The sequence below is a fragment of the Meishania litoralis genome, assembly GCF_042611095.1.
Lineage (GTDB): Bacteria > Bacteroidota > Bacteroidia > Flavobacteriales > Flavobacteriaceae > Meishania > Meishania litoralis.
Map to the genome: position 1 here is coordinate 688,284 of NZ_JBHFPV010000002.1, position 24,658 is coordinate 712,941.

Sequence of the window (24,658 nt, forward strand, 5' to 3'; positions counted from 1 at the left end):
TCAAAATATTAAATCGCCGTTTTCGAAAAGGAAGCGGCGATTTTTTTTATGCATATTTTATATGTGGTCCACATTATAAATGACCCGGACACTTCTGTACTGCGAAATCGCATTGAATGATTTCTCGACTCTCTTAATACTGTTTTTTGTTTTTGAAATCGATTCTTCGAGCGACATTTTTACAATGACATTTTTTAAGAATTGATTACGAATACGGGCAACCGGTGGGTATTCAGGGCCTAGTATTGTACTCATGAGCGTGTTGCGCAATGATTTGGCGAACCATTCGGCCGCTTCGTTCAACCTGTTGTATTCTTTGTGCTTAAAGGTTATTTTGATGATCCTATTGGTCGGGGGGTATATAAATTGCTCCCGTTCATAAATCTGCTCTTTGTACATGCCTGCGTAATCTCCCGTAGTTACCTGTTTCAATATTTGGTGATATGGATTATACGATTGGATGATTACCCTGCCTCGTTTTTTCGTACGGCCCGCCCTACCGGCCACTTGGGTCAATAATTGAAAACTGCGTTCATGGGCACGAAAATCGGGGAAATTCAAAAGGGAATCCGCGTTCATGATGCCTACGAGGCCTACATTTCTGAAATCAAGACCTTTGGTCAACATTTGCGTACCGACCAAAACATCGAATTGTTGCTGTTCGAAGGCCGTTATTATCTTTTCATAGGCATGTTTGCCCCTGGTCGTATCCAAATCCATTCTACCGACCTTTACTTTAGGAAACAATTCATGAAGCTCTTGCTCTACTTGTTCGGTACCGAAACCCTTGGTGTCGAGCGTCGCAGATCCACAGGCCAAACAGCTTTCTTGCAATGCCATATGATGACCGCAATAATGGCAGCGCAACTGTTTTCGATATTGGTGATAGGTCAGGCTGACATCGCAATTCGGACATTGCGGTGCATGTCCGCAAGTAGTGCATTCAACGATCGGGGCATATCCTCTGCGATTTTGGAACAGGATGATCTGTTCACCTTCAATTAGGCTTTCATTGATTTCTTCCAAAAGTCGCTCCGAAAAATGGCCTTTCATCCTTCGCTTTCTGGTCTGCTCCTTTAAGTCTACCAATTCCATTTCAGGCATCAAAACGTTGCCGAACCTTCTATCGATGCGCGCGTAACCATATTTTCCGGTGCGGGCATTGTGAAAAGTCTCGATGCTCGGCGTTGCTGAGCCTAAAAGTATATTACATGTATGTAATCTAGAAAGCACTATGGCGGCATCTCGGGCGTGGTAACGCGGCGCAGGATCAAACTGCTTGAAAGATCCCTCGTGTTCTTCATCAACGATGATCAGTCCCAAATCGGAAAAGGGCAAAAAGAGTGCGGACCGTGCCCCGATTACAATTTGTGCCTTTGGGTTTTTATGGAGTACGTTGTTCCATACCTCTACCCTTTCATTGCTACTGTATTTGGAATGGTAAACGGATACCTTATCGCCAAAATACTGTTGCAATCTTGCGATCAGTTGGGTGGTAAGTGCAATTTCAGGAAGCAGATATAGGGCTTGCTTACCCGTTTGAATACATTTTTCGATCAATTCGACATAGACCTCCGTCTTTCCGGAAGAAGTAACCCCGTGCAACAAAGTAACTTTTTGTTTTTCAAAGTTTTGAACTATAGTTTCTAAAGCATTTTTTTGGATCTCGTTAAGCTGTTTGAATTCGGCGTTCTCCCCTTCGCCCTCATATGAGATACGATCCTGTCGTACGTAGTATTCTTCCAATATTTCTTTATCGACCAATGACTTGATCACCGCTTTGGAACCACCACTCGTCTTTTCCAGGTCATTGACGGAAATCGGCTTTTTACTGCTGGCCTGCAATTGAAAAAGTGCAAGAACGACCTGGCTCTGTTTCGGTGCCCGCGACAGGCTTTGTAAAAGGGCTTCCAACTTATCTTCGGAAAGAAATTCCCGGCCCATTTTCACATAGCGCACCAATTTGGGCCTATATTGCTCGTATATTTCTTCCTTTAGAACAATGGCATTTTTGGCGAGCAATCTGTTCAACACGGGCAGTACGTTCTTTCGTTCGATTATTGCACTTACCTCATGTACCTTAAGCGATGATTGGTGCTGTAGTGCTTCATAGACCAAGAACTCGTCATCTTTTAAATCAGATTCATCAACTTCTGTATGCGGTTTTTTTAAGATCAGCGTTTCACTTTCCAAAAGAAAGGCACTTGGCAACGCACTTCGCAGTACTTCACCGATCGTGCACATATAATAATCGCAAATCCACTGCCAGTGATGTAATTGTACGGTGTTCACTATGGGTGTCTCATCAAGAATCTGATGGATTTCCTTTGCCTCGTACACCGTAGGTGCCTTTGAGTGGATTTCGGAAACGAGACCCGTGTATATTTTCGATTTGCCAAAGGGAACGGCCACGCGCATTCCCGGACTCAAAAAATCGGCCTCCGATGGGGTAACACTATAGGTAAAACATTTTTCTAATGGAATGGGTAAGATTACGTCGATAAAGTGCTGCATGATTTAGGGATACTTGATTACAAGTTAATCGCGGAACAACGAATGGTGATTTTAGAGTTCTGAACCGAATTCCACGTTCTACGTTCCTTAATCCATAATTCCATATTCGTTGATCATCAATTCTCCGTTCGTCAATCCAAAAATCTTCAATCCTCAATTATCATTATCCTTCGACGCGTATCCAGGTTTGGGTGCGGTAGATGAAAGCCAAATAGCCCCTGACCTTAAGTTCGTTCGCATTGTCAGGATTCAACCATATCTTGCAGCGAAAGGTCATTGCCTGCTCGGGGTCGAAAAGGGTCTTTCCCTTCCACTCGCCGTCCTCGTTCTCTTCAAGTCCTTCTATAATGGTCATACCTACCACGGGTTTGTCCTTTCTATCCCCATCGCATTTTACGCAAAGGGCATACTCTTTTCCTTTTTCAACTATTTTGACAACATCACCGTACATAAGGCCATTTTTTTCGTAAATCGATATTATCGCCTTGGGATTTCCGGTACGGTCGTCAATGGTCTTCCATTTTCCGAACACGCTTTGCGATGATACCCAAAAACTGGTACTCATCAACATTATTATCAAAATGGCCCTGTTCATGCTATTTATCTTGTTTAAAAGTCTTGCGCAACGAATTCAAAGAAGCGTTCAATTCGAATCCGAGTAGCAATATATTCGAATTTAACCAAATAAATACCATGAGTATCAATAAACCGCCCAAGGCTCCGTACAACTCGTTATAGCGCGCAAATTTTTCAACATATATTCCAAATAAGTACGAGGTTATGGTGAACAGAATGGTCGTCATCAATGCCCCGATTGAAAAAAACTTGGCTTCCTTGCCTTCACGGGTACCAAAATAATAGAGTATCGCCGTGGTCAGATACGCCAAGAGCACAAAAAACAAAAACTGGACGATCTTCAATAGAAAAATATCATCGTTGTCAAGAACGACGCCATACACATTTTCCATAAACTCCCTATAAAACTGTGCCGTGTAGAACTCGAAATAAAGAAAGACGGCCGCCCCGATAATCAATAGAATGGAAAGCATAAGGCCAATTCCTAAGGCGTATAGGTATTGCCGGAAAAAATTACGCGTTAGGTTCACATGGTATGAATGTTCGAATCCGCCGAAAATGGCGTTTACCCCGTTCGCCATAAGTAAAATCGAGATAAGAAAGGAAGAAGACAAAAGCCCCCCACTCTTTTGCTCTTTGATCTGCTCATAAATTCCGCCAAAATAGTCGTTGGTCGCCGAAGGCAAAAACGATTCTAAAAATTCAGGGAAACGGGTATCGAAGTTTTCAAGATTTATGTAAGGCACCAAATACGGGACCAAGGTGATAAGAAAGATCAACAACGGAAACAACGCCATAAAAAGACTGAACGCTATGGCACTCGCACGTGTCGACAACGCCCCTTGTACAATACCCAAAAAGTACATTTCGATAAGATCATAAAAAGAAAGTCCTTCAAAAGCGCGAAGTTTTATTTTTTTCAAGAGCCGAACCGCCCAATTAATAACGGGAATCTTGTCAAGCTTCTCTTCAATCTCTATCGACATCTATACCGCTTTTAGGCTCAGGTCCATATTATAGACCGAATGTGTCAACGCGCCCGATGAGATATAATCGACCCCGCATTCGGCATACTTGCGAATGGTTCTTTCATTGATTCCGCCAGAAGATTCGGTCAGGCATTTGTCCCCGATGAGTTCGACGGCCTTTCGCGTATCCTCGAAATTGAAATTATCGATCAAGATGCGGTAAATACCATCAGACTCTAGAATTTCCCTGATTTCATTCAAATTACGGGCCTCTACGATTATTTTTAAGTCCCTTTCGGTATCTTTCAAGTATTGTTTGGTCTTCGCGATTGCCTTCGTAATCCCCCCTGCAAAATCGATATGATTGTCCTTGAGCATGATCATATCGTACAATGCAAATCTGTGGTTTTCTCCACCTCCTATCTTTACCGCCCATTTTTCTAAGGCACGTATACCCGGTGTAGTCTTGCGGGTATCCAAGATTTTCGTATTCGTGCCTTCCAAAAGCTTAACAAAAGAATTCGTTTTGGTCGCAATGGCACTCATACGTTGCATCGCGTTCAAGACAAGACGCTCGGCCTTTAAAATACTTTGTGAACTGCCCTCTACATAGAAGGCGATATCACCGTATTTTACCGGTGTTCCATCCTTGATTTGAACATTTAACTCCAGTTCTGGATCCACATATTCGAACACCTGACGAGCAAAATCCACACCCGCCAAAATACCATCGGCCTTGACCAACAATTTTGCCTTACCGGTGGCATTTGAGGGTATACAGGCCAAGGAGCTGTGGTCGCCATCACCTACATCCTCTCGAATGGCATTCTTGATGATACCTTCTATCTCTTCTTGAAACTTCGTTGCTGAAATCATAGATACTGCATTGATCCGTGCTAAAATACTAAAAACAAAACCCAAAACTCATTTGGGATAATCTGAAAATTCTATTTTTGGATTATGATGATACGCCTTCTCGCCATTGGCAAAACGGATAGCAAACCTTTGCAGGAACTGATCTCGGCATATGAAGATCGTTTGAAGCACTATGTGAAATTCGAACTCGAAATCGTACCCGACCTGAAAAATGCCAAAAACCTTTCGGAAAACAGGCAGAAAGAACTCGAGGGGGAAATGCTATTGAAAAAAATAAACACCACCGATATACTTGTTCTTTTGGACGAAAAGGGAAAGCATTATTCTTCAGTCGATTTCTCGCAATACCTGCAAAAGAAGATGAACTCTGGCATCAAACAGTTTGTCTTCGCCATTGGTGGGCCTTATGGCTTCAGTGATGCCGTCCACAAAAAAGCACAGGGGAAAGTCGGTTTATCAAAAATGACCTTTTCACACCAGATGGTACGGCTTTTTGCCGTCGAGCAGATTTATCGTGCCTTTACGATCCTGAAGAACGAACCGTACCACCATCGATGAAAAAGACGATCGACCTTTTCTCGGCACAGGCGAAACTATACAAAAAGTACCGCCCACACTACCCCGAGGAATTTTTTAATGAGATTCTCGGTCTTGTCAAAAATCGTTCTGGTTGTTGGGATTGTGGAACGGGCAACGGACATTTTTATCGCGAAACCATAGGACCCTATTGGAACGAACAACGCAGGCACATTGACTCAAAATATGAAACGATCGATTTTCCTTTTGATGAAATCGAACTATCAAAACCGTATCACATTGAGGCCCTAATGAACCTGTCGCAACTCGAAGGGTATTTCAACACTTGGTCAAGTGTTCAGAACTATAAAAAGAAAAATCGAGAAAATTCCGTGGGTGATTTGATTAAGGAGCTCAAAAAATACTGGGGCAACCAAAGTTCCGCTAAAACAATAACATTTCCCATGTTTAGCAAGATAGGTATCGTTAAAAAATAGTGCTACCTACTAATACCAACTAACACTCGGTCAGGACGGGCACAACGCCTATGGAAAATACTTCTTGACAAATCTCCTACTTATATGAGAGTTTTGGACGAATACCAGTTGCGGTTAATATTCTGTCAAAATCATTTTATTTAATTTCCGTGAATATTTAGTCAAGAATATTTTTTTGCTCTTCACAGAGTCGATAATCATAAATTCCGTACTGTCGCTAAAAATCAATTCTAATACATCAATAGAATGTATAGATTTTAGTTTCCAATATCCCCCCATTTTGGAATTAACCAAAAGAGTAGAGTCTGCTTCGAAAACATAAGTGTTCTGCAAAGCTTTATTTTCATATCTTTTTCCAGAAATGTTTATACTCTTGTTTTCAAAATTTCCATTGTACCTCCTATAGACAAGGTTAAACTCCTCCATTTGCGGATTCGATAAAACCAAACTGTCTTCTGAGAACGATTCAATATTAAATCCGGGATGCGATGGTGAAAGTGGAACAATTTTATTTCCTTTTCGAATAAATTCGAACGATTGTTTTTTATGTTTTTGACCTAGTACATAGTTAGTAAATTCTTTTTTGTCAAAAACGATTAAGGTATTTAAGCTATGGTATGACTTGGTCCCATTTATATTGAGAGAGTTATATTGTCCAATCCAAACTCCTTCTATGTTCTCTGTTTGACAAGAAAGCAAAAAAGTAACGGAAATTGCTAGGAGTTTCTTCATATAAGCTTAAAGTAACTTGCTTTAATAAAGCACCCTGAACTTAATGGTGTGATCCACCTTTTTAAGTGCTTTGACCACCTCTTTGTTATACTCTTTGTCAAGATCGGTAATAACGTAGCCTACCTCGTTATCTGTGGATAAGTATTGTCCGATAATATTCATTTCATACTTGGCCAGAACCTCGTTGATACGGGCCATAATACCGGGAACATTTTTGTGAATATGCAAGAAACGATGCGCATTCTGTTGTTTCGGCAACCTGATATTCGGAAAGTTAACGGCATCAACGGTATTGCCCGAATTGATATAATCCATTATTTTGTTGGGAACGAAATCGGCGATATTGCGTTGCGCCTCTTCCGTGCTTCCACCGATATGCGGCGTCAATATCACGTTGTCCAAACCTTGCAGTTCGGTTTCGAACTTTCCATTGCTTCTAGGCTCTTCAGGATAAACATCGACGGCAGCGCCACTTAACTTACCTGATTTAAGTGCATTGACAAGAGCTTCGATATCCACTACGAATCCTCTGGAGAGATTGATTAGGATCGCCCCCTTTTTCATCTGCCCGATCTCGCGCTCACCAATGAAGTTCTTGTTCGCCTTATTGTCGTCGATATGCAACGTTACAACATCCGAGACGTTCAATAAGTCTTCGAGCGTATTACATTTGACCGCATTGCCCAATGCCAGTTTATCATCAATGTCATAATAATAAACCCGCATACCAAGGGCCTCCGCCAAAACGGACAATTGTTTTCCGATGTTGCCATAGCCTACGATCCCTATATTCTTGCCTCGCACCTCGCGCGAATTGGCCGCGGTCTTGTTCCATTGGCCATTATGGATCTCGGTACTTCTTGGAAAGATGCTGCGCATTAGCATGATTATCTGCCCGATGGCCAGTTCGACTACCGATCGCGTATTGCTGTAAGGTGCGTTAAAGACCACCACGCCCTTTTTCTTGCAGGTTTCGAGATCGATCTGGGTGGTACCGATACAAAAGGCGCCCACTACCAATAATTTATTCGCGGCATTTAAGACATTCTGTGTCACCTGTGTTTTTGACCGGATTCCCAAAACGTGTACCCCTTTGATTTTTTCAATAAGTTCTTCTTCAGGCAAGGCCTTGTCTACCAGTTCTACGGAAAACCCATCTTCGGAAAGGTTTTCGAATGCGGCAGGATGCACATTTTCAAGCAACAAAATTTTTATTCTATTCTTGGGATAGGAAATATTTCGCGGCAGGTCGTTCACAAATAAAAATTCATCCAAATTAGGGGCTACGTGATCCGCATTATTGGCCGCCTTGTCTCGATGCACATTTTCGGTATAGGCGAAAAATTTATCGGCAATACCGGCCTCGCGCATTACATAGTCGCTATAGCCATCACCGATAACCTGCACTTCTCCTTCAAGATCCATCTGTCTAAGGCAATCGATTTTTCCGTTGTGCCTTGATAACGGATTCGCTTCATCGAAACCGATAATGTTTCCTTCATTATCGAATTTGAAGGTATTCGCATATACCCGTTCAGAAGGAATGTTGTATTCTTCGACGATAGGGTCGATAAACTCTTTGAAGCCGCAGGAAATCACATAAATATCCTGAGAAAACTTTTCAAAGAACTCTTTGTTCGATTCAATTGATTTAGAGATTTTTTGGCGCAATTCTTTTACCAGACCATCCAAATCTGACCTGTTGGCATTCAACAATCTGATGCGCCGCTCCAAAGACTCGGTGAACGAAATATCGCCATCGATCCCTAAATTGGTGATTTTCTGTATTTCATTAATGACCTCATCTTTGTTCGATTTGCCCTGCAAGGTCATTTCGGCCAATACATCAAGGGCCTCGACCCTTGTCAAGGTACTATCAAAGTCAAAAACATACTTTCTGCCCACCTCTACCATTTTTTTATTGAAATTAAGCCGTAAAAATAAAGATTAATACCATTGGCCACAGGGTAATGTTATCAAAAGTTACCCCTATAACCAATAGGTCTTGTTTTGGTACAAAATTCTATTGTGAATCGGTAATTTCCCTTATAAAATCAAATTCTTTTTGAGAATACGGCGTACCGTCTTGGCGCAGAATATCGTGATGCCAGATTTCGGGTTCGGCGGTAAATGTAGAATCCCAGCTTACCCAAGGGTAGATGGTGTTGCTTTTTCCGGCCACAAAACCCCAATTGATGGCGGCAATCTTATCTTCTTTTAAAATAGGCATTACCGTTTCAAAAGTATTGCCCGATCCACGCGCCACATATTCAGTGCACAACAGGGGCCGCTCATAATTCTTGAGTTCCTCGATCTTGCGCCTTACATCGTCCATATTGCCATCATAGGCGTGAAACGAGATAACATCGGAATGTTCGACCATATATCTATCCAAGGCGGGGAGGCTGTCGGGGTTGCCCCAATGCGCTATGTCTCCGCGCCAGATTCCGGTTGTCAGCGGTTGGGTAGGCATCGCTTCCCTAGACCATTTGAACACTTTCTTCAACAGTGCCAGCGAATAAATATGCTTGTTCTTAACCTCCAACTCTTTTCTTCCCGGTTGTCCCGCAACGTTGTCAGGCTCGTTATAAATGTCCCAAACAAGTACCCGGTCATCATTGGCGAACTTATTGACCACTCCCTTTATATAGCCTTTCAATTCATCATGTCGCGTGGAATCTCCCAATATCTCGGCACCAGGTGCCTGTACCCAACCCGAATTGTGTACATGGGGTGTGGGTTCGGGTTGCTTGCCCAACTTTGGGATCGGGTGCCAAACGTCGTCCAACAAAACGAACATGGTTTTAATACCATGCCTGTCGGCCATGGTCAAATATTGATCCAACCGATCTAAAAATCCAACCGAATCTTGCTGCCATAAGAGATTGTGGAGATAAACCCTATGCAGGTTCATACCCAGATCGGCGGACCATTTTAATTCTCGATCAATGGTCTCAGGGTCGAAGGTATCGGCCTGCCAAAATTCCAATTGGTTGATAGAACTGCTCGGGTTGAAATTTGCTCCGACCAACCAAGGTTGTTTTTCATACCATTCCCAAGCTTTTTCCTTTGTCCAACGTACTGAAACAGAAAGCTGTTCTGACGATGGTCTTTGTTCTTTTTTTTCTTCACCACAGGCGATTATGACCACCATTAAGATTACTGAAATAACCTTTCTCATAATGTTTTGAATTTTTAATTGTATGGAAGAATCGTTTTAAAACCATCTCCTGACCTGTGTACAATACTGTTGATAATCCTTTCCAAATTTTTTACTCAGGGCCCGTTCTTCAGGTTGTATTTGAAAGCGGTTCATATAACTCACAAAACTCGCAGCCAAAAGTACGTTAAAAGCATTGCCCAAGTGAATGCCTAAGCCCAGTAATACCAATAACATAGCAAGATACATAGGGTTTCGCGTGTAAGTATAAACACCTCTGGTCACCAGTTTCGCGGCCTTTTCAGGTCTTGTCGGGTCGGCCGTGGTTTTTGAAGCGAAAAACTGGATCAAGGAAACAACCCCGACCAAAATACCTGAAAAAAATAAAAAAGACCCCAAATATATTCTTCCGAAAAAATGAAAATCACCCAAGGGAAAAAATTTATCCAATAGATACATTCCAAACGCAAAAATAATAAAGATTACGGCAGGCGGTATTTTTAACTCCATGTTATAAAATTACTATTTTTGAAACATTACTACTTGCATTTTTTTACTTTCAATGAAATTGGTTTTTGCCACCCATAATCAAAATAAACTTACCGAAGTACAATCTTTGGTTCCCAAAAATATCGAACTCTTATCGTTAAACGATATCGGTTGTCACGATGAAATACCCGAAACGGGTAAAACTTTGTATGAAAATGCGAAAATAAAGGCCGATTTCGTAACCAAAAACTATGGTTTCGACTGTTTTGCGGATGATACGGGATTACTTGTTAATGCCCTCAACGGAGCTCCGGGGGTTTATTCCGCCCGCTACGCGGGGGAACAAAGGAATTCAGGTGACAATATGTACAAGCTATTGACCGAACTTGAAGGCCTAAACGACCGTTCCGCTAAATTCGTTACGGTCATCGCCTTAAACTTAAAGGGTGAACAACAGTACTTTAAAGGTGTTGTCGAAGGCCAGATAACAAGTAAAAAGTCGGGGGCCAAAGGCTTCGGTTACGACCCCATTTTTCAGCCCGAGGGATATGACAAGACTTTTGCCGAACTTCCGTTATCCGTCAAGAACGCGATAAGCCATCGTGGTAAGGCCATGGAAAAATTAATAGCTTATTTAAAGACAATATTATGACATCAGAACATAAGCAAAAATCCGAATTGCCTAAAAACGAAATGGTCGAGGTTTCGGTCGCTTCAGAACGTGCCGAGGCGGTAGGTGGGGTCTTGATCGCATTCTTCGCGGCCTTGATGGCCATCTCGCAAATGGTCAATGGCGAACTTGAGGAAGAGATGATGATCGCACACAACAAGGTTGTAAACTATTCGAGCTGGTACCAGTCAAAAAGTATCAAGGAAAGTTTGAAAGAAAGTGAATTGGATTATTTGCAGGCCTTGTTGAATACAGGCATGGTGGTCGAAGACAAGCAAGCGTCGATTCTTGAACAGGTCGAAGAGACCAAAGGCTTGATCCAAAAGTATGGTGCCGAAAAATTCGAGATTCTAGAGGGTTCGGCAAATATTCCGAAAACACAATGGGTACAAGATTTAGACGGGGAACTCGGCAAGATAGTCGGTGTTAAGGAATGGGAGCAGCTCGCCGATGACTACGATAATGCCACCAAAAGGTTCGACCTGGGCATGTTGTTCTTTCAAATAAGCATCGTTTTGGGTGCGGTATGTATCATCATCTATGACAACCCTAAATTGCAGAAGTCGTTTATAACCTTAATGATCGTTTTTGGAATTGTCGGCATAGTCATGTCAATTTACGGGTATATGCTTGCGCCTTGACGATAAAACTTCCTTTTGGCCGCCAAGTCGATTTTAAAGAGTACATTTGCCGCTTTATTAACAACGCCGACCCGATAACAGATTTGGGTCGAAGGAGTTGCGAGAAGCGGAGTCCACTGGGTTATACGATAATCGCTTAATGCAACAGGCCTATTTAGCGATTAAATAATCATTAGTATGACAAAGTTTGAAGCATTAGGGCTGCAAAAGTCCCTCTTGAATGCTGTTGCCGACATGGGTTTTGAAAACCCCTCGGAAGTACAGGAAAAAGCAATCCCCATTTTATTGGAAAGTGAGACCGACCTCGTCGCACTGGCCCAAACAGGTACCGGAAAGACCGCTGCATTTGGTTTTCCGCTGATTCAAAAAATCGATGGTGATAGCCGCACTACCCAAGGGTTGATCCTATCGCCTACCCGTGAGCTCTGTTTACAGATCACCAGCGAATTGCAGCTCTATAGCAAATATGAGAAAAACATAAACGTCGTGGCCATTTATGGTGGGGCGAGTATTACCGAACAGGCAAGACAGATCAAACGCGGGGCGCAGATTATCGTTGCGACACCGGGAAGAATGAAGGATATGATCGGCCGCAAACTCGTCGACATCTCCAAAATCGATTATTGTGTCTTGGACGAGGCCGATGAAATGCTCAACATGGGCTTTTTTGAAGATATCAAGGACATTCTTTCGAATACGCCACAGGAAAAATCGACTTGGCTTTTTTCGGCCACCATGCCAAAAGAGGTATCTGTAATTGCGAAAAAATTCATGCACGCCCCACAAGAAATCACGGTGGGAACCAAAAATGCAGGAACATCGACGGTACAACATGAATACTACGTTGTCGGGGGAAGAGATCGTTACCCTGCCCTGAAGCGACTTGCCGATACGAATCCCGATATTTTTTCGGTCGTATTCTGTAGAACGAAGCGCGACACTCAAAAAGTGGCCGAAAAATTGATCGAAGACGGTTATAATGCCGGGGCACTTCATGGAGACCTTAGTCAAAACCAGCGTGATCTGGTCATGAACGCCTTCCGGAAAAAACAGATCCAAATGCTTGTGGCCACCGATGTAGCCGCTCGGGGAATCGATGTTGACGATATTACCCATGTGATCAATTATCAATTGCCCGATGAAATCGAAACCTATACCCACCGTAGTGGAAGAACAGGCCGTGCCGGAAAATCAGGTATCTCAATGGTCATCGTTACGCGAAGCGAGTTGCGAAAGATCAAGACCATCGAAAACAAGATCAAGCAGCAGTTTATTTCAAAAAAGATTCCCACCGGAATGGAAATTTGCGAAATACAACTGTACCATCTGGCCAACAAGATAAAGGACACCAAAATCAACAAGGAGGTAGAAAATTACCTGCCGGCCATAAACGATGTACTGCAGGGCATGGACCGCGACGAACTGATCAAAAAAATAGTTTCGGTCGAGTTCACGCGATTCTACAATTATTACAGTAAGGCCCACGATCTGAACACTCCAGATCAGGGGCGTGGTGAGAAATCGGGCCGCAAGGACAATTCTTCTTCCGATGGTTCGGTTCGCTACTTTATCAATGTAGGCGAAAAAGATGGGTACGATTGGATGTCGTTAAAAGATTTTCTCAAAGACACTTTGGACCTCGGCCGTGATTCGATTTACAAAGTCGATGTCAAGGATAGTTTTTCGTTCTTCAACACCGATGCCAGCGACACCGAAAAAGTACTGGCCCATTTTACGGATTTCAAAGTTGATGGAAGGTTTGTGAATGTCGAGGTTTCCACAATTCCCGGCGGTTCTGGGGGCGGAAAACGTGGAAGCCGTCCCAAAAAAAAGGATCGCGGCCGTGGCGGAAAAGATCGGGGTCGAGGAAAACGCACGGATAAAAATTCTTCAAAAGGCAGCGCGAATTATTCCGGAAAAAGAAGAAGTAAACGAAAAAGCGATTTCTTTTGACGCGTAAGCACATAACCACTTTTTTGGTTAATTCTATATTAAAAATACGCTACGGCGTATTTTTTTTGCTTTGTTTAGTACCTTTAAAGCTGACTAAGGTTCAATGAAGAATTATTTTACGCTATTTCTTACCTTATTGTGTTTTACCGCATTTTCGCAAGAAGACGGTGATACTATCGATAGAAAAATCAGGGCTACCGTAATCAATGCACAGACCGATGACCCCATGGAAAGTGTGCATGTTTTGAACCTTAATCAGGTTATCGGCACCATTACCAATGAAAAAGGCGAGTTCGCCATTACCGCCGCGGTCAACGATACGCTTTACCTGACCTTTCTAGGCTTCAAACCCCAAAAAATCAGGGTCACGAACGATATGTTCAAGTTCGAGGATACCAAGATAGCCTTGACCGAACTCGCCTATGCCCTCGAAGAGGTAATCGTCAGGCCCTATCAATTGACCGGATTTCTTGAAATCGATGTAAAGAATATGGTCGTAAACAATGGGTATCAATACAGTATTTCAGGTCTGAATGTCGGTTATGAAGCGGGTAACAAAACACCTAGTGCGGTTACTAAAGTGTTGGGGGCGATTTTGAATCCGGCGGATCTGTTGCGCAATCTCTTCGGAAGGCAGCCGAACCAGATGCGAAAATTGCGCAAAATGAAAGAAGACGACCAAATTCGAGATCTTTTGGCCTCGAAATTCGACCGCGAGACCCTGGTCGAATTGCTTCAGCTCGAAAAAGTCGATATCGAAGACATATTAAGCAATTGCAACTACTCGAAGTCATTTATTACGACCGCCAACGACCTTCAAATTCTCGATGCGATAAGCAGCTGTTACGAAGAATTCAAAGTGCTTAACCGCGAAAAATAAAATTTTCTATTTCCAACTGCATTTTATAGCTTTAGCCAAAATAGCTTAAGATGAAAAAACTGCTGATCGGTGTTATAATTTCCTTATCTTTTTTTGCCTGTAAGGAAGAAAAAAAAGAGCCCGTGAAGCCGACAGTACAGATGCAGGAGCCAATCTCAGCACCCGAAAAAAAAATTCCGTTTGTTTGGGAGGGCGCCAACATCTACTTCTTACTTACCGATCGTTTTAACAACGGGAATACTGCAAATGATGTCAATTTCGATAGAACTGACACTACGGGCATTCTACGAGGCTTTATGGGTGGTGATCTCGAAGGAATAACCCAAAAAATAGACGAAGGCTATTTTTCCGAACTGGGTATAAACGCTATTTGGTTCACGCCCGTTGTAGAGCAAATCCATGGTTCAACCGATGAAAGTACTGGAAACACCTATGGATACCATGGTTATTGGGCGAAGGATTGGACGGCACTAGATCCAAATTTCGGAACAAAAAAAGATCTTGAGATTTTGGTCAAAACAGCGCACAAAAAGGGCATCCGTATTTTAATGGATGTCGTCTTGAACCATACCGGTCCGGTGACCGGGAAAGATCCTGTCTGGCCAGAAGATTGGGTACGAACCGATCCGACTTGTGAATTTACCAATTATGAGAATACAACGAGTTGTACCTTGGTAGATAATTTGCCTGATATTCTTACCGAATCGAACGAACCGGTCGAATTGCCCGACCAGCTCTTGGCCAAATGGAAAGAAGAAGGCAGGTTGAGCAATGAACTTGATGAACTCCAATTGTTCTTTGAACGTACAGGATACCCAAGGGCCCCACGATTCTATATTATCAAGTGGTTGACCGATTACGTCAATGATTTCGGAATCGACGGGTTTCGGGTCGATACCGTTAAACACGCCGATGAAAACGCATGGTCAGAATTGTATAAAGAAGCTTCACATGCTTTCGACACTTGGAAAAAAAAGCATCCCGAAGAGATATTGGACGACAATCCGTTTTACATGGTCGGAGAGGTATATGGATATGGAATTTCAGGGGGAAGGGAATATGATTTCGGGGACAAAAAAGTGGACTACTTTGACCATGGCTTCAAGAGCCTTATCAATTTTGAGCTTAAAGACGATGCACTGAACGACTATGAAACGATTTTCAATAAGTATAGTTCGCTGCTTGGCACCAAACTAAAAGACAAAAGTATTCTCAATTACCTGACTTCACATGACGACATGCAGCCCTATGACATCGAGCGCAAAGATTCCATTCGGGCCGGCAACGTTTTGTTGCTCACGCCCGGGGCTTCCCAGATCTACTATGGCGACGAATCGGCAAGGCCTTTAATAATTGAGGGAACAGAGGGCGATGCCACATTGCGTTCTTTTATGAATTGGGAGGAAATCGCGAACAATGCTGAAACGCAACAAATTCTTGAGCACTGGCAAAAACTTGGAAAATTCAGGCGCGACCATCCTGCGATAGGTGCGGGAAAACATAAAAGATTGGGCAAAAAGCCCTATGTATTCAGTAGAACATATGTCGATGGCGATTTTAGGGATAAGGTCGTAGTGGGGCTTGATTTGCCCAAAGGCAAGAAATCACTTTGGGTAAAAGGTTTCTTTGGTGACGGAACCAAACTGTTCGATACCTATTCGCGAACCGAGGTAGAGGTCAAGAATGGAAAAGTGACCCTGGAAAACGATTTCGACATTGCACTTATCGAACTGGCACAATAGTTTTCAAGAATCATTTACTGCTGTGAATGCAAGGCAATCCGGTTGCCTTCGGTATCCTTTATCAAGGCCATAAAACCATGGCCTCCCCCGATTTCCTTTTTGGGTTGCATTATTTCGCCCCCGGCAGCCTCTACCCTGCCAAGCTGATTGGCAACGTCTTTGCACGAAAAGTAAATCAAAGTGCCATCGGTAGAACTGGGTTTGTACATCTCGTGCTTGACCAAAGATCCGCTCGCTCCCGATTTTTCATGATTGCTCGGAAACCATCCCATTTGAAATCCTCCAAGGTCATGGATGCCAATTTCTATTTCAAAAACCGATTCATAGAATTTCTTGGCCCGATCCATATCCGTTACAGGAATTTCGAACCAACCCACCATGTTATGATCCATAATTACTTTTTTTCCAGAGTTGCCTTTAAGGTGGCCAAACCTTCTTCAAAATCCTTGCCCACCATTTTGTCCATACTCATAAAAAGGGCCATAATATTCATCGGAAATTTATTCTTTCCGGTAAAACCCCATGTCACTTTAGTAGCGCTAACACCTGAATTCTCGACCTTGGTATAACAATCCGATGTCGATTTCCATGGCTTTAAAAAGCGAAGCTCCGATTCGATACGGTCACCGTTGACTATTTTCGTTATTTCCTGTTCCCCTTCTCCGACATCCTTGTTGCCGTTCCAATAACTTATGGCCCCGACTTCGCCATCGGTTCCGGTGAACTTCTTTTTCATATTCGGATCTTTTTGGGCCCAAGGCGACCATTCATCCATATTCTTTAAATACTTTAGGTAATCGAAAACTTCGTTCTTCGGACTCTCGATTTCGATAGAACGTGAAACATCATAGGTTTTTGGTGCGATGAGTGCTAAGAAAACCACCAAAGCAACGACCGCCAACAGAATATAAAGTAGTGTAGCCATTTGTTTATCAATTAGTTGGTTGAATTAAATATACTGAAAAATTCAATGCACAGACCGGTACCTGTTCAAAATGTCATCGATGCTTTTGATCGACTTCTTGGTCCAATCGAGACGTATTTTTAGTTTTTCGCTTTCGCTTAACTGCCACGGAAGATTCGTTTTTCGAAGCTTTGTACTCAGTTGGTGCAACAAGATCGCCGCTGATACCGAGATATTCAGGCTTTCCGTAAAACCGAACATGGGTATGCGAAGCAAGCCGTCGGATGATCGCAGCACCTCATCGCTCAATCCCTCCTTTTCCGTACCAAAAAACAAAGCGGTTTTCCTGTCGATTTCAAAATCATCCAATGGGGTCGCGCTTATTGAAGGCACAGTGGCCATTATTTGATATCCACTATCCCTTAATTCTTGAATACATGTTTTCGTATTCTTATAACGATGTACGTCTACCCACTGTTGGGCGCCCATTGCGATGTTTTTGTCCAATCGTTTCCCGAACCTTGCTTCGATTACATGGGCCTCTTGAATGCCAAAAACCTCACAACTTCGTATGACCGCACTGGTATTGTGCAATTGAAAAACGTCTTCCAAGGCCACGGTAATATATTTTGTTCTCTCCTTGAGCACCTCTGAAAACCTGTCGATACGCGCAGGGCTAATGAATTCCTCCAAATAAGCAAGAAGCCGTTGATCGTCCATAAATCGAATATAATAAAAAGTCTATTTTTAGAACATGAAACAACGAATTGTAGTTTTGACCGGGGCCGGTATGAGCGCGGAGAGCGGCCTTAAGACCTTTCGCGATGCCAACGGACTCTGGGAAGGCCATAATGTAATGGAAGTAGCCTCCCCTACGGGATTCAAAAGCAATCCGGCCCTTGTATTGGATTTTTACAACCAACGTAGAAAACAGCTTTTACAGGTCGATCCCAACGAAGCGCACCATGCCCTGGTCAAACTTGAGGAAAAATTCAAAGTCTCGATAATAACCCAGAACGTTGATGACCTTCACGAACGCGCGGGAAGCTCTGAGGTGCTTCACTTGCACGGCGAACTGTTCAAGGTCAGGTGTACACAGAACGAAAATACGGTTATTGATTGGAAGAAAGATCTTTATCTAGGAGATGTAAGCGAACATGGCCATCAATTGCGTCCCCACATTGTATGGTTCGGTGAACAGGTGCCCCTGTTGCCAAAAGCGGCCGAAATTACATCGATGGCAAGCATTCTGATCATTATCGGCACGTCAATGCAGGTCTATCCGGCCGCTGGTCTTGTGAATTACGTACATTCAGGTGTTCCGATATATTTTATCGATCCCCGGCCGAGCATTTCGAAATATGATTTTGAGAATCTTACGATAATACCAAAAACTGCGGTAAATGGATTGCCATCATTGGTCTCAGACCTAATCGGCAAAACATTTTAGTTTCCCCCGGCCCAGCTATTACCTTACAAAAACCCCTTTTCGGCACGAAGGGTATACTTTAAGTACGAGAATGACCTTGCTGAGTCTTGCCCTACTTTTTTTACTATTTTCATTAATTCATTTTTGAGGCAAGTCTAAACCATGTATCTTGAAAAAAACGGAACTATACGATTCGCTCAACTACGTCGACCATTCACGTGAAAAACGAATGCAAATGGCCATGTTGGTTTTGAACGACCCGCAAGTCATTGCCCCATTGCTGGAAATCGCCTTTGTGGATGATGACCCAATCTCAAGCCGGGCCTGTTGGGTGATGGAATTCACGGCCAAGGAGAATTTATCGTATCTACTACCCTATCTCGATGATTTTACAGCCAATCTTGGCAAGATACAATTGGACTCATCAGTCAGGCCCATAGCCAAGATCTGTGAGTTCTTGACGAAAGCTTATTTTTCAAAAAAGTCTTCCAATGTACAGATCGAAATGACCGAAGAACATCTAGAACGAATAGCCACGGCCTGTTTTGATTGGTTGATCGGAGACCATAAGGTAGCCGCCAAAGCCTACTCGATGACCAGTCTTTTGCTTTTGGGGCGAAAATTCAATTGGATCCTTCCCGAACTTAAAATGGTCCTTGAACAAAATTACGCCGAAGGCAGCGCGGCTTACAAGGCGAGGGCCAGAATGACCCTGGCCAAAATTAAGTAATGTAGTGGCGGCCGAAATGTAATCTCATAAACTAATACCCTACCTCCCTTTTAATCTACCGCGTTAATAGGTATCTTTGTAGCTTCAAAAATAATCAACCCAAAAGCGAATGTCTATAAATTCCTTAAGCGCAATTTCTCCGATTGATGGGCGATACAGAGGTAAAACGGATGCATTGGCCCGTTTTTTTTCTGAAGAGGCCCTTATCAAATATCGTGTTCGCATAGAAATCGAGTATTTCATTGCCCTGTGTGAAATTCCCTTACCCCAGCTTGAAGGTTTCGATGCTTCAAAATTCGAAACACTCAGAAAAATATATGTTGATTTTAGTTCTGAGGATGCCCAAAAAATAAAGGATATCGAAAAGGTCACCAATCACGACGTCAAGGCTGTCGAATATTTTATCAAGGATAAATTCGATGCAACGGGACTTAGTGCTTTTAAAGAATTTATCCATTTCGGATTGACTTCACAAGATATCAACAATACGGCCGTTCCGCTCTCGATAAAGGAAGCCATGAACGATGTTTATGTGCCCCAATATTTTGAGATACTTGAAAAATTGGAGGCATTGGTCACAGAGTGGTCAGACGTTTCGATGTTGGCAAGAACGCACGGACAGCCGGCATCACCCACCCGTTTAGGAAAAGAAATCGATGTTTTCGTGCATCGGCTAAAAGAACAGTTCAATCTTTTGAACGACATACCGAGTGCTGCCAAATTCGGAGGCGCCACAGGAAATTACAACGCGCATAAAGTCGCGTACCCCGACATCGATTGGAAAGCCTTCGGCCAAAATTTCGTGCAAAAACTAGGTCTTTACCACTCGTTCCCCACCACGCAAATCGAGCATTATGACCACATGGCCGCTCTTTTTGATACCCTGAAACGTATCAATACCATAATCTTGGATTTGGACCGGGATTTTTGGACCTATGTTTCGATGGATTACTTCAAACAGAAAATCAAGGCGGGCGAGGTAGGGTCTTCGGCAATGCCCCACAAAGTGAACCCGATAGATTTTGAAAATTCGGAGGGTAACCTTGGTATTGCAAACGCCCTTTTTGAACATTTATCGGCCAAACTGCCCGTTTCAAGATTACAGCGCGACCTTACCGACAGTACAGTGTTGCGAAATGTCGGCGTACCCTTCGCACATACCATCTTGGCCTTTCAATCGACATTGAAAGGATTGAACAAACTTTTGATCAACACCGCAAAATTCGAGCAGGATTTGGAGAATAATTGGGCCGTGGTCGCAGAAGCGATCCAGACAATTTTACGCCGTGAAGGGTATCCCAATCCCTACGAGGCCCTAAAAGGGCTTACGCGTACCAATGAAAAAATCGATCAAGAATCCATTGCCAAGTTCATAGATACCTTAGAGATTTCAGAAGCGATCAAAACTGAACTAAAAACCATTACCCCGGCCAATTATACCGGAATATGACCTTGTAAACAACAAAAAAAAGACCGTTAAAAACGGTCTTTTTTGTTTGTACACATAACGTAAACTATCCTTTCTTTTGAATTTCGACGGCATGTGGGTAAGGAATTTCGATTCCGGCCTTATCCAATGCCAGTTTGCACCCTTCGTATGTCGCAAAATATACATCCCAGTAATCTTCAGGCCTGCAAAACGGTCGAACGGCAAAATTCACCGAACTATCCGCAAGTTCGGAAACATTTACCGAAGGAGCAGGATCTTTCAAAACTTGAGGATTCGAAGTCAAAACTTCAAGCAATACCTCTTTCGCTTTTTTGATATCCTCGTCATAACCGATGCCAATGGTCGTATCGACCCTGATTTTTCCTTCCGCCGTATAATTGATGATATTACCATTTCCCATGGCGCCGTTCGGCACAATGGCCAGCTTATTCTCGGGCGTAACCAGTTTCGTGGTAAATATCTCGATTTCCTTAACGACACCCAGAACACCTTGCGCCTCTATAAGGTCGCCAATTTTGTAGGGCTTGAAAATCATAATCAAAACACCGCCGGCAAAATTGGCGAGTGAGCCTTGCAAGGCTAGGCCAATGGCCAAACCAGCGGCAGCGATTACAGCTGCAAAAGTCGTTACATCTACACCTAAGGTAGAAATAACGATAATTATCAAAAGAACCTTCAAGGCCCATGAGGCCAGATTCAACAGAAACTTTTGAAGTGATTCTTCATAGGTTCCCTTGGCCATCATTTTTCTTGCCGCACCGATGATCTTCCCAATAACCCAAGAACCGATAATATAAATCAGAATGGCGCCCAAGACCTTGGGGCCATATTCAGCTACAAAGTCAATTCCCTTGTCCATCCATAATTGTGCATCTTCCATAATTGTCATGTTTTTGATTTAGTGTAAATGTTTATAGTTGGGCGAATATAATGATTGCTGTTCAAAAATTAAAGAGGAATATTACGTCCGTTTTTGCACAAAAAAAATCCTGCTCCGTAATATTCGGAGCAGGATCTAGAATAGCTTTTGATACTTGAATTCTAACTTTGGAAGAGCTTTCCAAGATTTTTTAGGCCTTCTCCATCATAATCCGATTTTTCAATGGCCTGCAGCAACTGCACCATATGCGCAGGATTCATGTCGTTACCAAGCACCCTGATCAATGCAAAACCTTTTTCATCACTGTCACCATAAATAATGACCTCGTCAATGGCATCTTCGCTGCCCAAGTATTTGATAGTGGCTTTGCCGTAACTGGTGTTCATCTTCATCAACTCGATAAACTTGTTATCTGAAAGTATTGCCTTTACATTTGCCTTCTCGGTTTTATAGTCCGCGCCGTTATCAGCGGTCTTTTTGAACGCCAAGATGTTGAGTTTCTTCAACGATCCGAGCGCTTCTCTTTGCGTCTCGGTCAAATCGGCATTTTCTAGATTCAACACGCTGGTTGGCACATCGAACATCAAGAAATTCGGATTTTCGGTGTTATCGATATAGTACTCCTGCAGACTCTGGGTCGATGAACAGGCTGCGAACATTACTAAAATGCCCACATATAGAAATGATTTAATCGTTCTCATGATACGCTTTTTTAATTCCATCAAAACGAAAAATCCGTTTTGAACATGAAGTTAATCAATTTATTAGTCCCCCTTTTTGCCGGCACGGTTCAATTCATGGGGTAAATCCATTTTTTTGGTCAATGACCCTATTTTGTTCAAATCAATGTCACCGGTCAATGATACCAATACACTTTCGAACTTTCTGCCATTGATACCAATATCGTTGTCTTTTATTCCTGACACGAACATCAGCAACTCGCTGACATGGTCTTCATCGCTACCCGACTTGATATAGAATTTGATATTGGCATCTTTGTCTTTTACGCGCATCAATTCTTCCATTGAGGAGGATCTGAGATATTTCTTTACCGTGGCGCCCATATCTTGTGAAACATCCTCATTTTGAGTTATGAAAACTTTGATTCCATTCAAACTGTGGGCAATATCCTTAAAATCTTGTGCGTCTTGGTCATCGTCATCAAGAGCGGCCAAACTACCGGCCAGTCTGATCATGCTCGAATTGATGGTCACCGAGGCAACATCGTTCATGTCTGCAAACTTATCGAAGATAGATTGCGAAAAACCGAATATCGGTACTAGGGCAAGAATTACTACTAATTTTTTCATGATTGTCATTTTTTGATTGATGAATTTTGATAGTTGCAATAGGTATTCGGTCTTCTTCACCGAATACCTACTGCGAAAGCATTTGTGTGTTCAATTTTAATTTCCGGCTTTGTTCAACTCTTCGGGAAGGTTCATTTTCTTCGTCAACGAGCTTATTTTGTTCAAATCGATATTACCGGTCAAAGAGAGCAGTACGGTCTCAAATTTTCTGCCGTTTACATCGACATCGACACCTGAATCTTTTAACCCGGTAACGAACATCAAGAGTTCGCTCACGTGGTCAGAATCTTTGCCCTCTCGAATATAGAACTTCACATTGGTGTCTTTGTCCTTGACACGCATCAGTTCTTCAAGCTTGGCCGATCTTAGGTAACTGTCGACCGAAGATTTCATATCGGCCGATATCGCCTTATCTTCTGTGATGAATACCTTTAAGTTGTTCAGGCTTTGGGCGATATCCATAAAATCTTTGGCCTCGGGGTCATCGACCTCTACATCGATCTTGCTCAATAGGTTGAACATACTTTTATTTACCACTACGGCGCTTACATTGTCCAAATCTTCATATTTATCGAATAAAGATTGTGAAAACCCTGTCAGTGGCAAGATTGCCATTACTGTTATGATAAGTATCTTTTTCATTGTTTTTGATTTTAATCGTTACTGTAAATTTTTTGCTTTGTTTCTTCAAATTGGTTCAAATAAGCCACTTTTTCAGTGCCTCGTTCAAAATTTTCGGCCAAAAGGCTCAATGCCTTTTTAGTTTCATTGTAGGCCAAAAGAGCCTTTTCTCGTTCCTCAAGTTGTTGTTGTCGGTAATCATTGCCAAAGTAAATGCCTACCATAAGAACTGCCACTGCCGCAACGGAAAGCCACTTCGTATAATTTCTTCTAGGTTTTAGTGCAACCTGCTTTGTGTACCGTTCTTTTTTAGCGTTCGAAAAATACTGAAACATAGGGGCGTACTGCTCTAGATGTGTTGCTACACTTTCTTGCGCAAAGTAAGCCCGTAAGGTTTCTTCCTCGGCGACCGTTGCGGTAGCCTCAAAATACTTTTCCAACAATTTTTCAATGTTATCCGATTCCATAACTATGTTTTTGCATTAATTTTTCCCGTACTGTTTTCCGTGCCCGGGAAAGTGCGACACGTATTGCTGTAGGTTTCATATCTAAAAGTGCGCCGATCTCGTCAAAATCATATTCCTCGACATCTCTCAATTGCAGTACCATTTTCTGTTGCTCGGGCAACTCCTCCATTATTTTCTCTACCCAACCGATACTATCCTTTGCCTCTACCTGTTGCTGCAACGAACTATTGCCATCACCATAATTACTGTGCACCAATGTCAGGTTTCCTGCCTGTTTCGATTTTAACCTGTCGAGGCAAAAATTCTTTGTCATGGTCATGGCAAAGGCCTCAACGTTATTATAACCTTCCATCGCCTTGTTCTTCGACCATAGTTTGAGCAGAATTTCCTGTGTGGCATCTTCAGCTTCTTCCGTTGAAACCAAAAGACGTTTGGCCAATCTGTACAGCTTATCCTTAAAAGGCATTACCACGTTTAAAAAATCAGTCTGATTCATTTTTGGTCGGGTTGTTCGTAAACCATTATTGGTCGTTTACATAAGGAAGACGATATACGACGAATTTTGTTACAAAAAATTTTTTTATCGTAGATATGTAAGTAAATTGTTCGACCATAAATTAAAGAGAACGCTATGGATAACAAGGAAAAGTGAT

Annotated in this window: 27 protein-coding genes; 10 read left to right on the plus strand and 17 right to left on the minus strand. The window is 42.6% G+C overall.

Annotated features, from left to right (window positions below; genetic code table 11):
- Window positions 1-57 precede the first annotated feature (57 nt).
- The 4 genes from priA to nadC form a co-directional block, all read right to left on the minus strand.
- Window positions 58-2,514, minus strand: a complete 2,457-nt coding sequence (priA, locus tag ACEZ3G_RS12195) for a replication restart helicase PriA (protein ID WP_432425771.1) — start codon at window positions 2,512-2,514, stop codon at window positions 58-60.
- A 163-nt stretch (window positions 2,515-2,677) separates the two neighbouring features.
- Window positions 2,678-3,109, minus strand: coding sequence for a DUF2147 domain-containing protein (locus ACEZ3G_RS12200; RefSeq protein ID WP_432425772.1), 432 nt, complete (start codon window positions 3,107-3,109; stop codon window positions 2,678-2,680).
- A gap of 1 nt (window position 3,110) precedes the next feature.
- Entirely contained in the window at window positions 3,111-4,076 is a 966-nt protein-coding gene (locus tag ACEZ3G_RS12205; protein ID WP_432425773.1) for a YihY/virulence factor BrkB family protein, read from the minus strand.
- Window positions 4,077-4,934, minus strand: coding sequence for a carboxylating nicotinate-nucleotide diphosphorylase (nadC, locus tag ACEZ3G_RS12210; protein ID WP_432425774.1), 858 nt, complete (start codon window positions 4,932-4,934; stop codon window positions 4,077-4,079).
- Between the two features lie 84 nt (window positions 4,935-5,018).
- Here nadC and rlmH point away from each other — a divergent pair, with 84 nt between their 5' ends.
- Both rlmH and ACEZ3G_RS12220 read left to right on the plus strand, forming a co-directional pair.
- Entirely contained in the window at window positions 5,019-5,492 is a 474-nt protein-coding gene (gene rlmH, locus ACEZ3G_RS12215; protein WP_432425775.1) for a 23S rRNA (pseudouridine(1915)-N(3))-methyltransferase RlmH, read from the plus strand.
- Entirely contained in the window at window positions 5,489-5,947 is a 459-nt protein-coding gene (locus tag ACEZ3G_RS12220) for a hypothetical protein (protein ID WP_432425776.1), read from the plus strand. Before rlmH ends, ACEZ3G_RS12220 begins: the two co-directional genes overlap by 4 nt.
- A gap of 114 nt (window positions 5,948-6,061) precedes the next feature.
- Here the strand turns inward: ACEZ3G_RS12220 and ACEZ3G_RS12225 are convergent, their stop codons facing one another.
- From ACEZ3G_RS12225 to ACEZ3G_RS12240, 4 genes are all read right to left on the minus strand, one after another.
- Complete coding sequence (locus tag ACEZ3G_RS12225; RefSeq protein WP_432425777.1) at window positions 6,062-6,679, minus strand: hypothetical protein; 618 nt, start codon at window positions 6,677-6,679, stop codon at window positions 6,062-6,064.
- A gap of 21 nt (window positions 6,680-6,700) precedes the next feature.
- Window positions 6,701-8,593, minus strand: coding sequence for a phosphoglycerate dehydrogenase (gene serA, locus ACEZ3G_RS12230; RefSeq protein WP_432425778.1), 1,893 nt, complete (start codon window positions 8,591-8,593; stop codon window positions 6,701-6,703).
- Between the two features lie 109 nt (window positions 8,594-8,702).
- Window positions 8,703-9,860, minus strand: a complete 1,158-nt coding sequence (locus ACEZ3G_RS12235) for a cellulase family glycosylhydrolase (protein WP_432425779.1) — start codon at window positions 9,858-9,860, stop codon at window positions 8,703-8,705.
- 36 nt (window positions 9,861-9,896) lie between these two features.
- Window positions 9,897-10,349, minus strand: coding sequence for a methyltransferase family protein (locus ACEZ3G_RS12240; RefSeq protein ID WP_432425780.1), 453 nt, complete (start codon window positions 10,347-10,349; stop codon window positions 9,897-9,899).
- 52 nt (window positions 10,350-10,401) lie between these two features.
- Between ACEZ3G_RS12240 and ACEZ3G_RS12245 the strand changes: the two genes are divergently transcribed.
- From ACEZ3G_RS12245 to ACEZ3G_RS12265, 5 genes are all read left to right on the plus strand, one after another.
- Window positions 10,402-10,980 carry a non-canonical purine NTP diphosphatase gene (locus ACEZ3G_RS12245; protein WP_432425781.1) on the plus strand — a complete coding sequence of 193 codons (579 nt, stop codon included), beginning with the start codon at window positions 10,402-10,404 and terminating at the stop codon, window positions 10,978-10,980.
- The gene (locus ACEZ3G_RS12250) at window positions 10,977-11,639 is read left to right on the plus strand and encodes a DUF4337 domain-containing protein (protein ID WP_432425782.1); all 663 of its coding nucleotides are present in this window, start codon (window positions 10,977-10,979) and stop codon (window positions 11,637-11,639) included. The genes ACEZ3G_RS12245 and ACEZ3G_RS12250 overlap by 4 nt, the downstream gene beginning before the upstream one ends.
- Before the next feature lie 177 nt (window positions 11,640-11,816).
- Window positions 11,817-13,592 (plus strand): DEAD/DEAH box helicase, encoded by a 1,776-nt coding sequence (locus ACEZ3G_RS12255; RefSeq protein WP_432425783.1) that lies wholly within the window; start codon window positions 11,817-11,819, stop codon window positions 13,590-13,592.
- Window positions 13,593-13,695: 103 nt separating this feature from the next.
- The gene (locus ACEZ3G_RS12260; protein WP_432425784.1) at window positions 13,696-14,472 is read left to right on the plus strand and encodes a carboxypeptidase-like regulatory domain-containing protein; all 777 of its coding nucleotides are present in this window, start codon (window positions 13,696-13,698) and stop codon (window positions 14,470-14,472) included.
- Window positions 14,473-14,522: 50 nt separating this feature from the next.
- The gene (locus tag ACEZ3G_RS12265) at window positions 14,523-16,214 is read left to right on the plus strand and encodes an alpha-amylase family glycosyl hydrolase (protein ID WP_432425785.1); all 1,692 of its coding nucleotides are present in this window, start codon (window positions 14,523-14,525) and stop codon (window positions 16,212-16,214) included.
- 14 nt (window positions 16,215-16,228) lie between these two features.
- Here ACEZ3G_RS12265 and ACEZ3G_RS12270 read toward each other — a convergent pair whose 3' ends face one another.
- From ACEZ3G_RS12270 to ACEZ3G_RS12280, 3 genes are read right to left on the minus strand one after another with little or no spacing between them, the layout of a single operon-like run.
- Complete coding sequence (locus ACEZ3G_RS12270) at window positions 16,229-16,606, minus strand: VOC family protein (RefSeq protein WP_432425786.1); 378 nt, start codon at window positions 16,604-16,606, stop codon at window positions 16,229-16,231.
- A 2-nt stretch (window positions 16,607-16,608) separates the two neighbouring features.
- Complete coding sequence (locus ACEZ3G_RS12275) at window positions 16,609-17,139, minus strand: SRPBCC family protein (RefSeq protein WP_432425787.1); 531 nt, start codon at window positions 17,137-17,139, stop codon at window positions 16,609-16,611.
- Between the two features lie 42 nt (window positions 17,140-17,181).
- Window positions 17,182-17,838 carry a TrmH family RNA methyltransferase gene (locus ACEZ3G_RS12280; RefSeq protein WP_432425788.1) on the minus strand — a complete coding sequence of 219 codons (657 nt, stop codon included), beginning with the start codon at window positions 17,836-17,838 and terminating at the stop codon, window positions 17,182-17,184.
- Between the two features lie 34 nt (window positions 17,839-17,872).
- On the opposite strand from ACEZ3G_RS12280, the gene ACEZ3G_RS12285 reads away from it, so the two are divergent.
- From ACEZ3G_RS12285 to purB, 3 genes are all read left to right on the plus strand, one after another.
- Window positions 17,873-18,568, plus strand: coding sequence for an SIR2 family NAD-dependent protein deacylase (locus ACEZ3G_RS12285; RefSeq protein WP_432425789.1), 696 nt, complete (start codon window positions 17,873-17,875; stop codon window positions 18,566-18,568).
- Window positions 18,569-18,716: 148 nt separating this feature from the next.
- Window positions 18,717-19,277 carry an adenylosuccinate lyase gene (locus ACEZ3G_RS12290; RefSeq protein ID WP_432425790.1) on the plus strand — a complete coding sequence of 187 codons (561 nt, stop codon included), beginning with the start codon at window positions 18,717-18,719 and terminating at the stop codon, window positions 19,275-19,277.
- 109 nt (window positions 19,278-19,386) lie between these two features.
- Entirely contained in the window at window positions 19,387-20,727 is a 1,341-nt protein-coding gene (purB, locus tag ACEZ3G_RS12295; RefSeq protein WP_432425791.1) for an adenylosuccinate lyase, read from the plus strand.
- 64 nt (window positions 20,728-20,791) lie between these two features.
- Here purB and ACEZ3G_RS12300 read toward each other — a convergent pair whose 3' ends face one another.
- The 6 genes from ACEZ3G_RS12300 to ACEZ3G_RS12325 all read right to left on the minus strand — a co-directional run bounded on the left by ACEZ3G_RS12300 (window position 20,792) and on the right by ACEZ3G_RS12325 (window position 24,501).
- Window positions 20,792-21,607 carry a mechanosensitive ion channel family protein gene (locus tag ACEZ3G_RS12300; RefSeq protein WP_432425792.1) on the minus strand — a complete coding sequence of 272 codons (816 nt, stop codon included), beginning with the start codon at window positions 21,605-21,607 and terminating at the stop codon, window positions 20,792-20,794.
- A 161-nt stretch (window positions 21,608-21,768) separates the two neighbouring features.
- Entirely contained in the window at window positions 21,769-22,308 is a 540-nt protein-coding gene (locus ACEZ3G_RS12305; RefSeq protein ID WP_432425793.1) for a DUF4252 domain-containing protein, read from the minus strand.
- 63 nt (window positions 22,309-22,371) lie between these two features.
- On the minus strand, window positions 22,372-22,917 hold the full coding sequence (locus ACEZ3G_RS12310) for a DUF4252 domain-containing protein (protein ID WP_432425794.1): 546 nt from the start codon (window positions 22,915-22,917) through the stop codon (window positions 22,372-22,374).
- 96 nt (window positions 22,918-23,013) lie between these two features.
- Entirely contained in the window at window positions 23,014-23,559 is a 546-nt protein-coding gene (locus tag ACEZ3G_RS12315) for a DUF4252 domain-containing protein (RefSeq protein ID WP_432425795.1), read from the minus strand.
- A gap of 11 nt (window positions 23,560-23,570) precedes the next feature.
- A complete protein-coding gene (locus ACEZ3G_RS12320; protein WP_432425796.1) occupies window positions 23,571-24,005 on the minus strand; it encodes a hypothetical protein in 435 nt (144 codons plus the stop codon).
- On the minus strand, window positions 23,992-24,501 hold the full coding sequence (locus ACEZ3G_RS12325) for an RNA polymerase sigma factor (RefSeq protein WP_432425797.1): 510 nt from the start codon (window positions 24,499-24,501) through the stop codon (window positions 23,992-23,994). Before ACEZ3G_RS12325 ends, ACEZ3G_RS12320 begins: the two co-directional genes overlap by 14 nt.
- Window positions 24,502-24,658 lie beyond the last annotated feature (157 nt).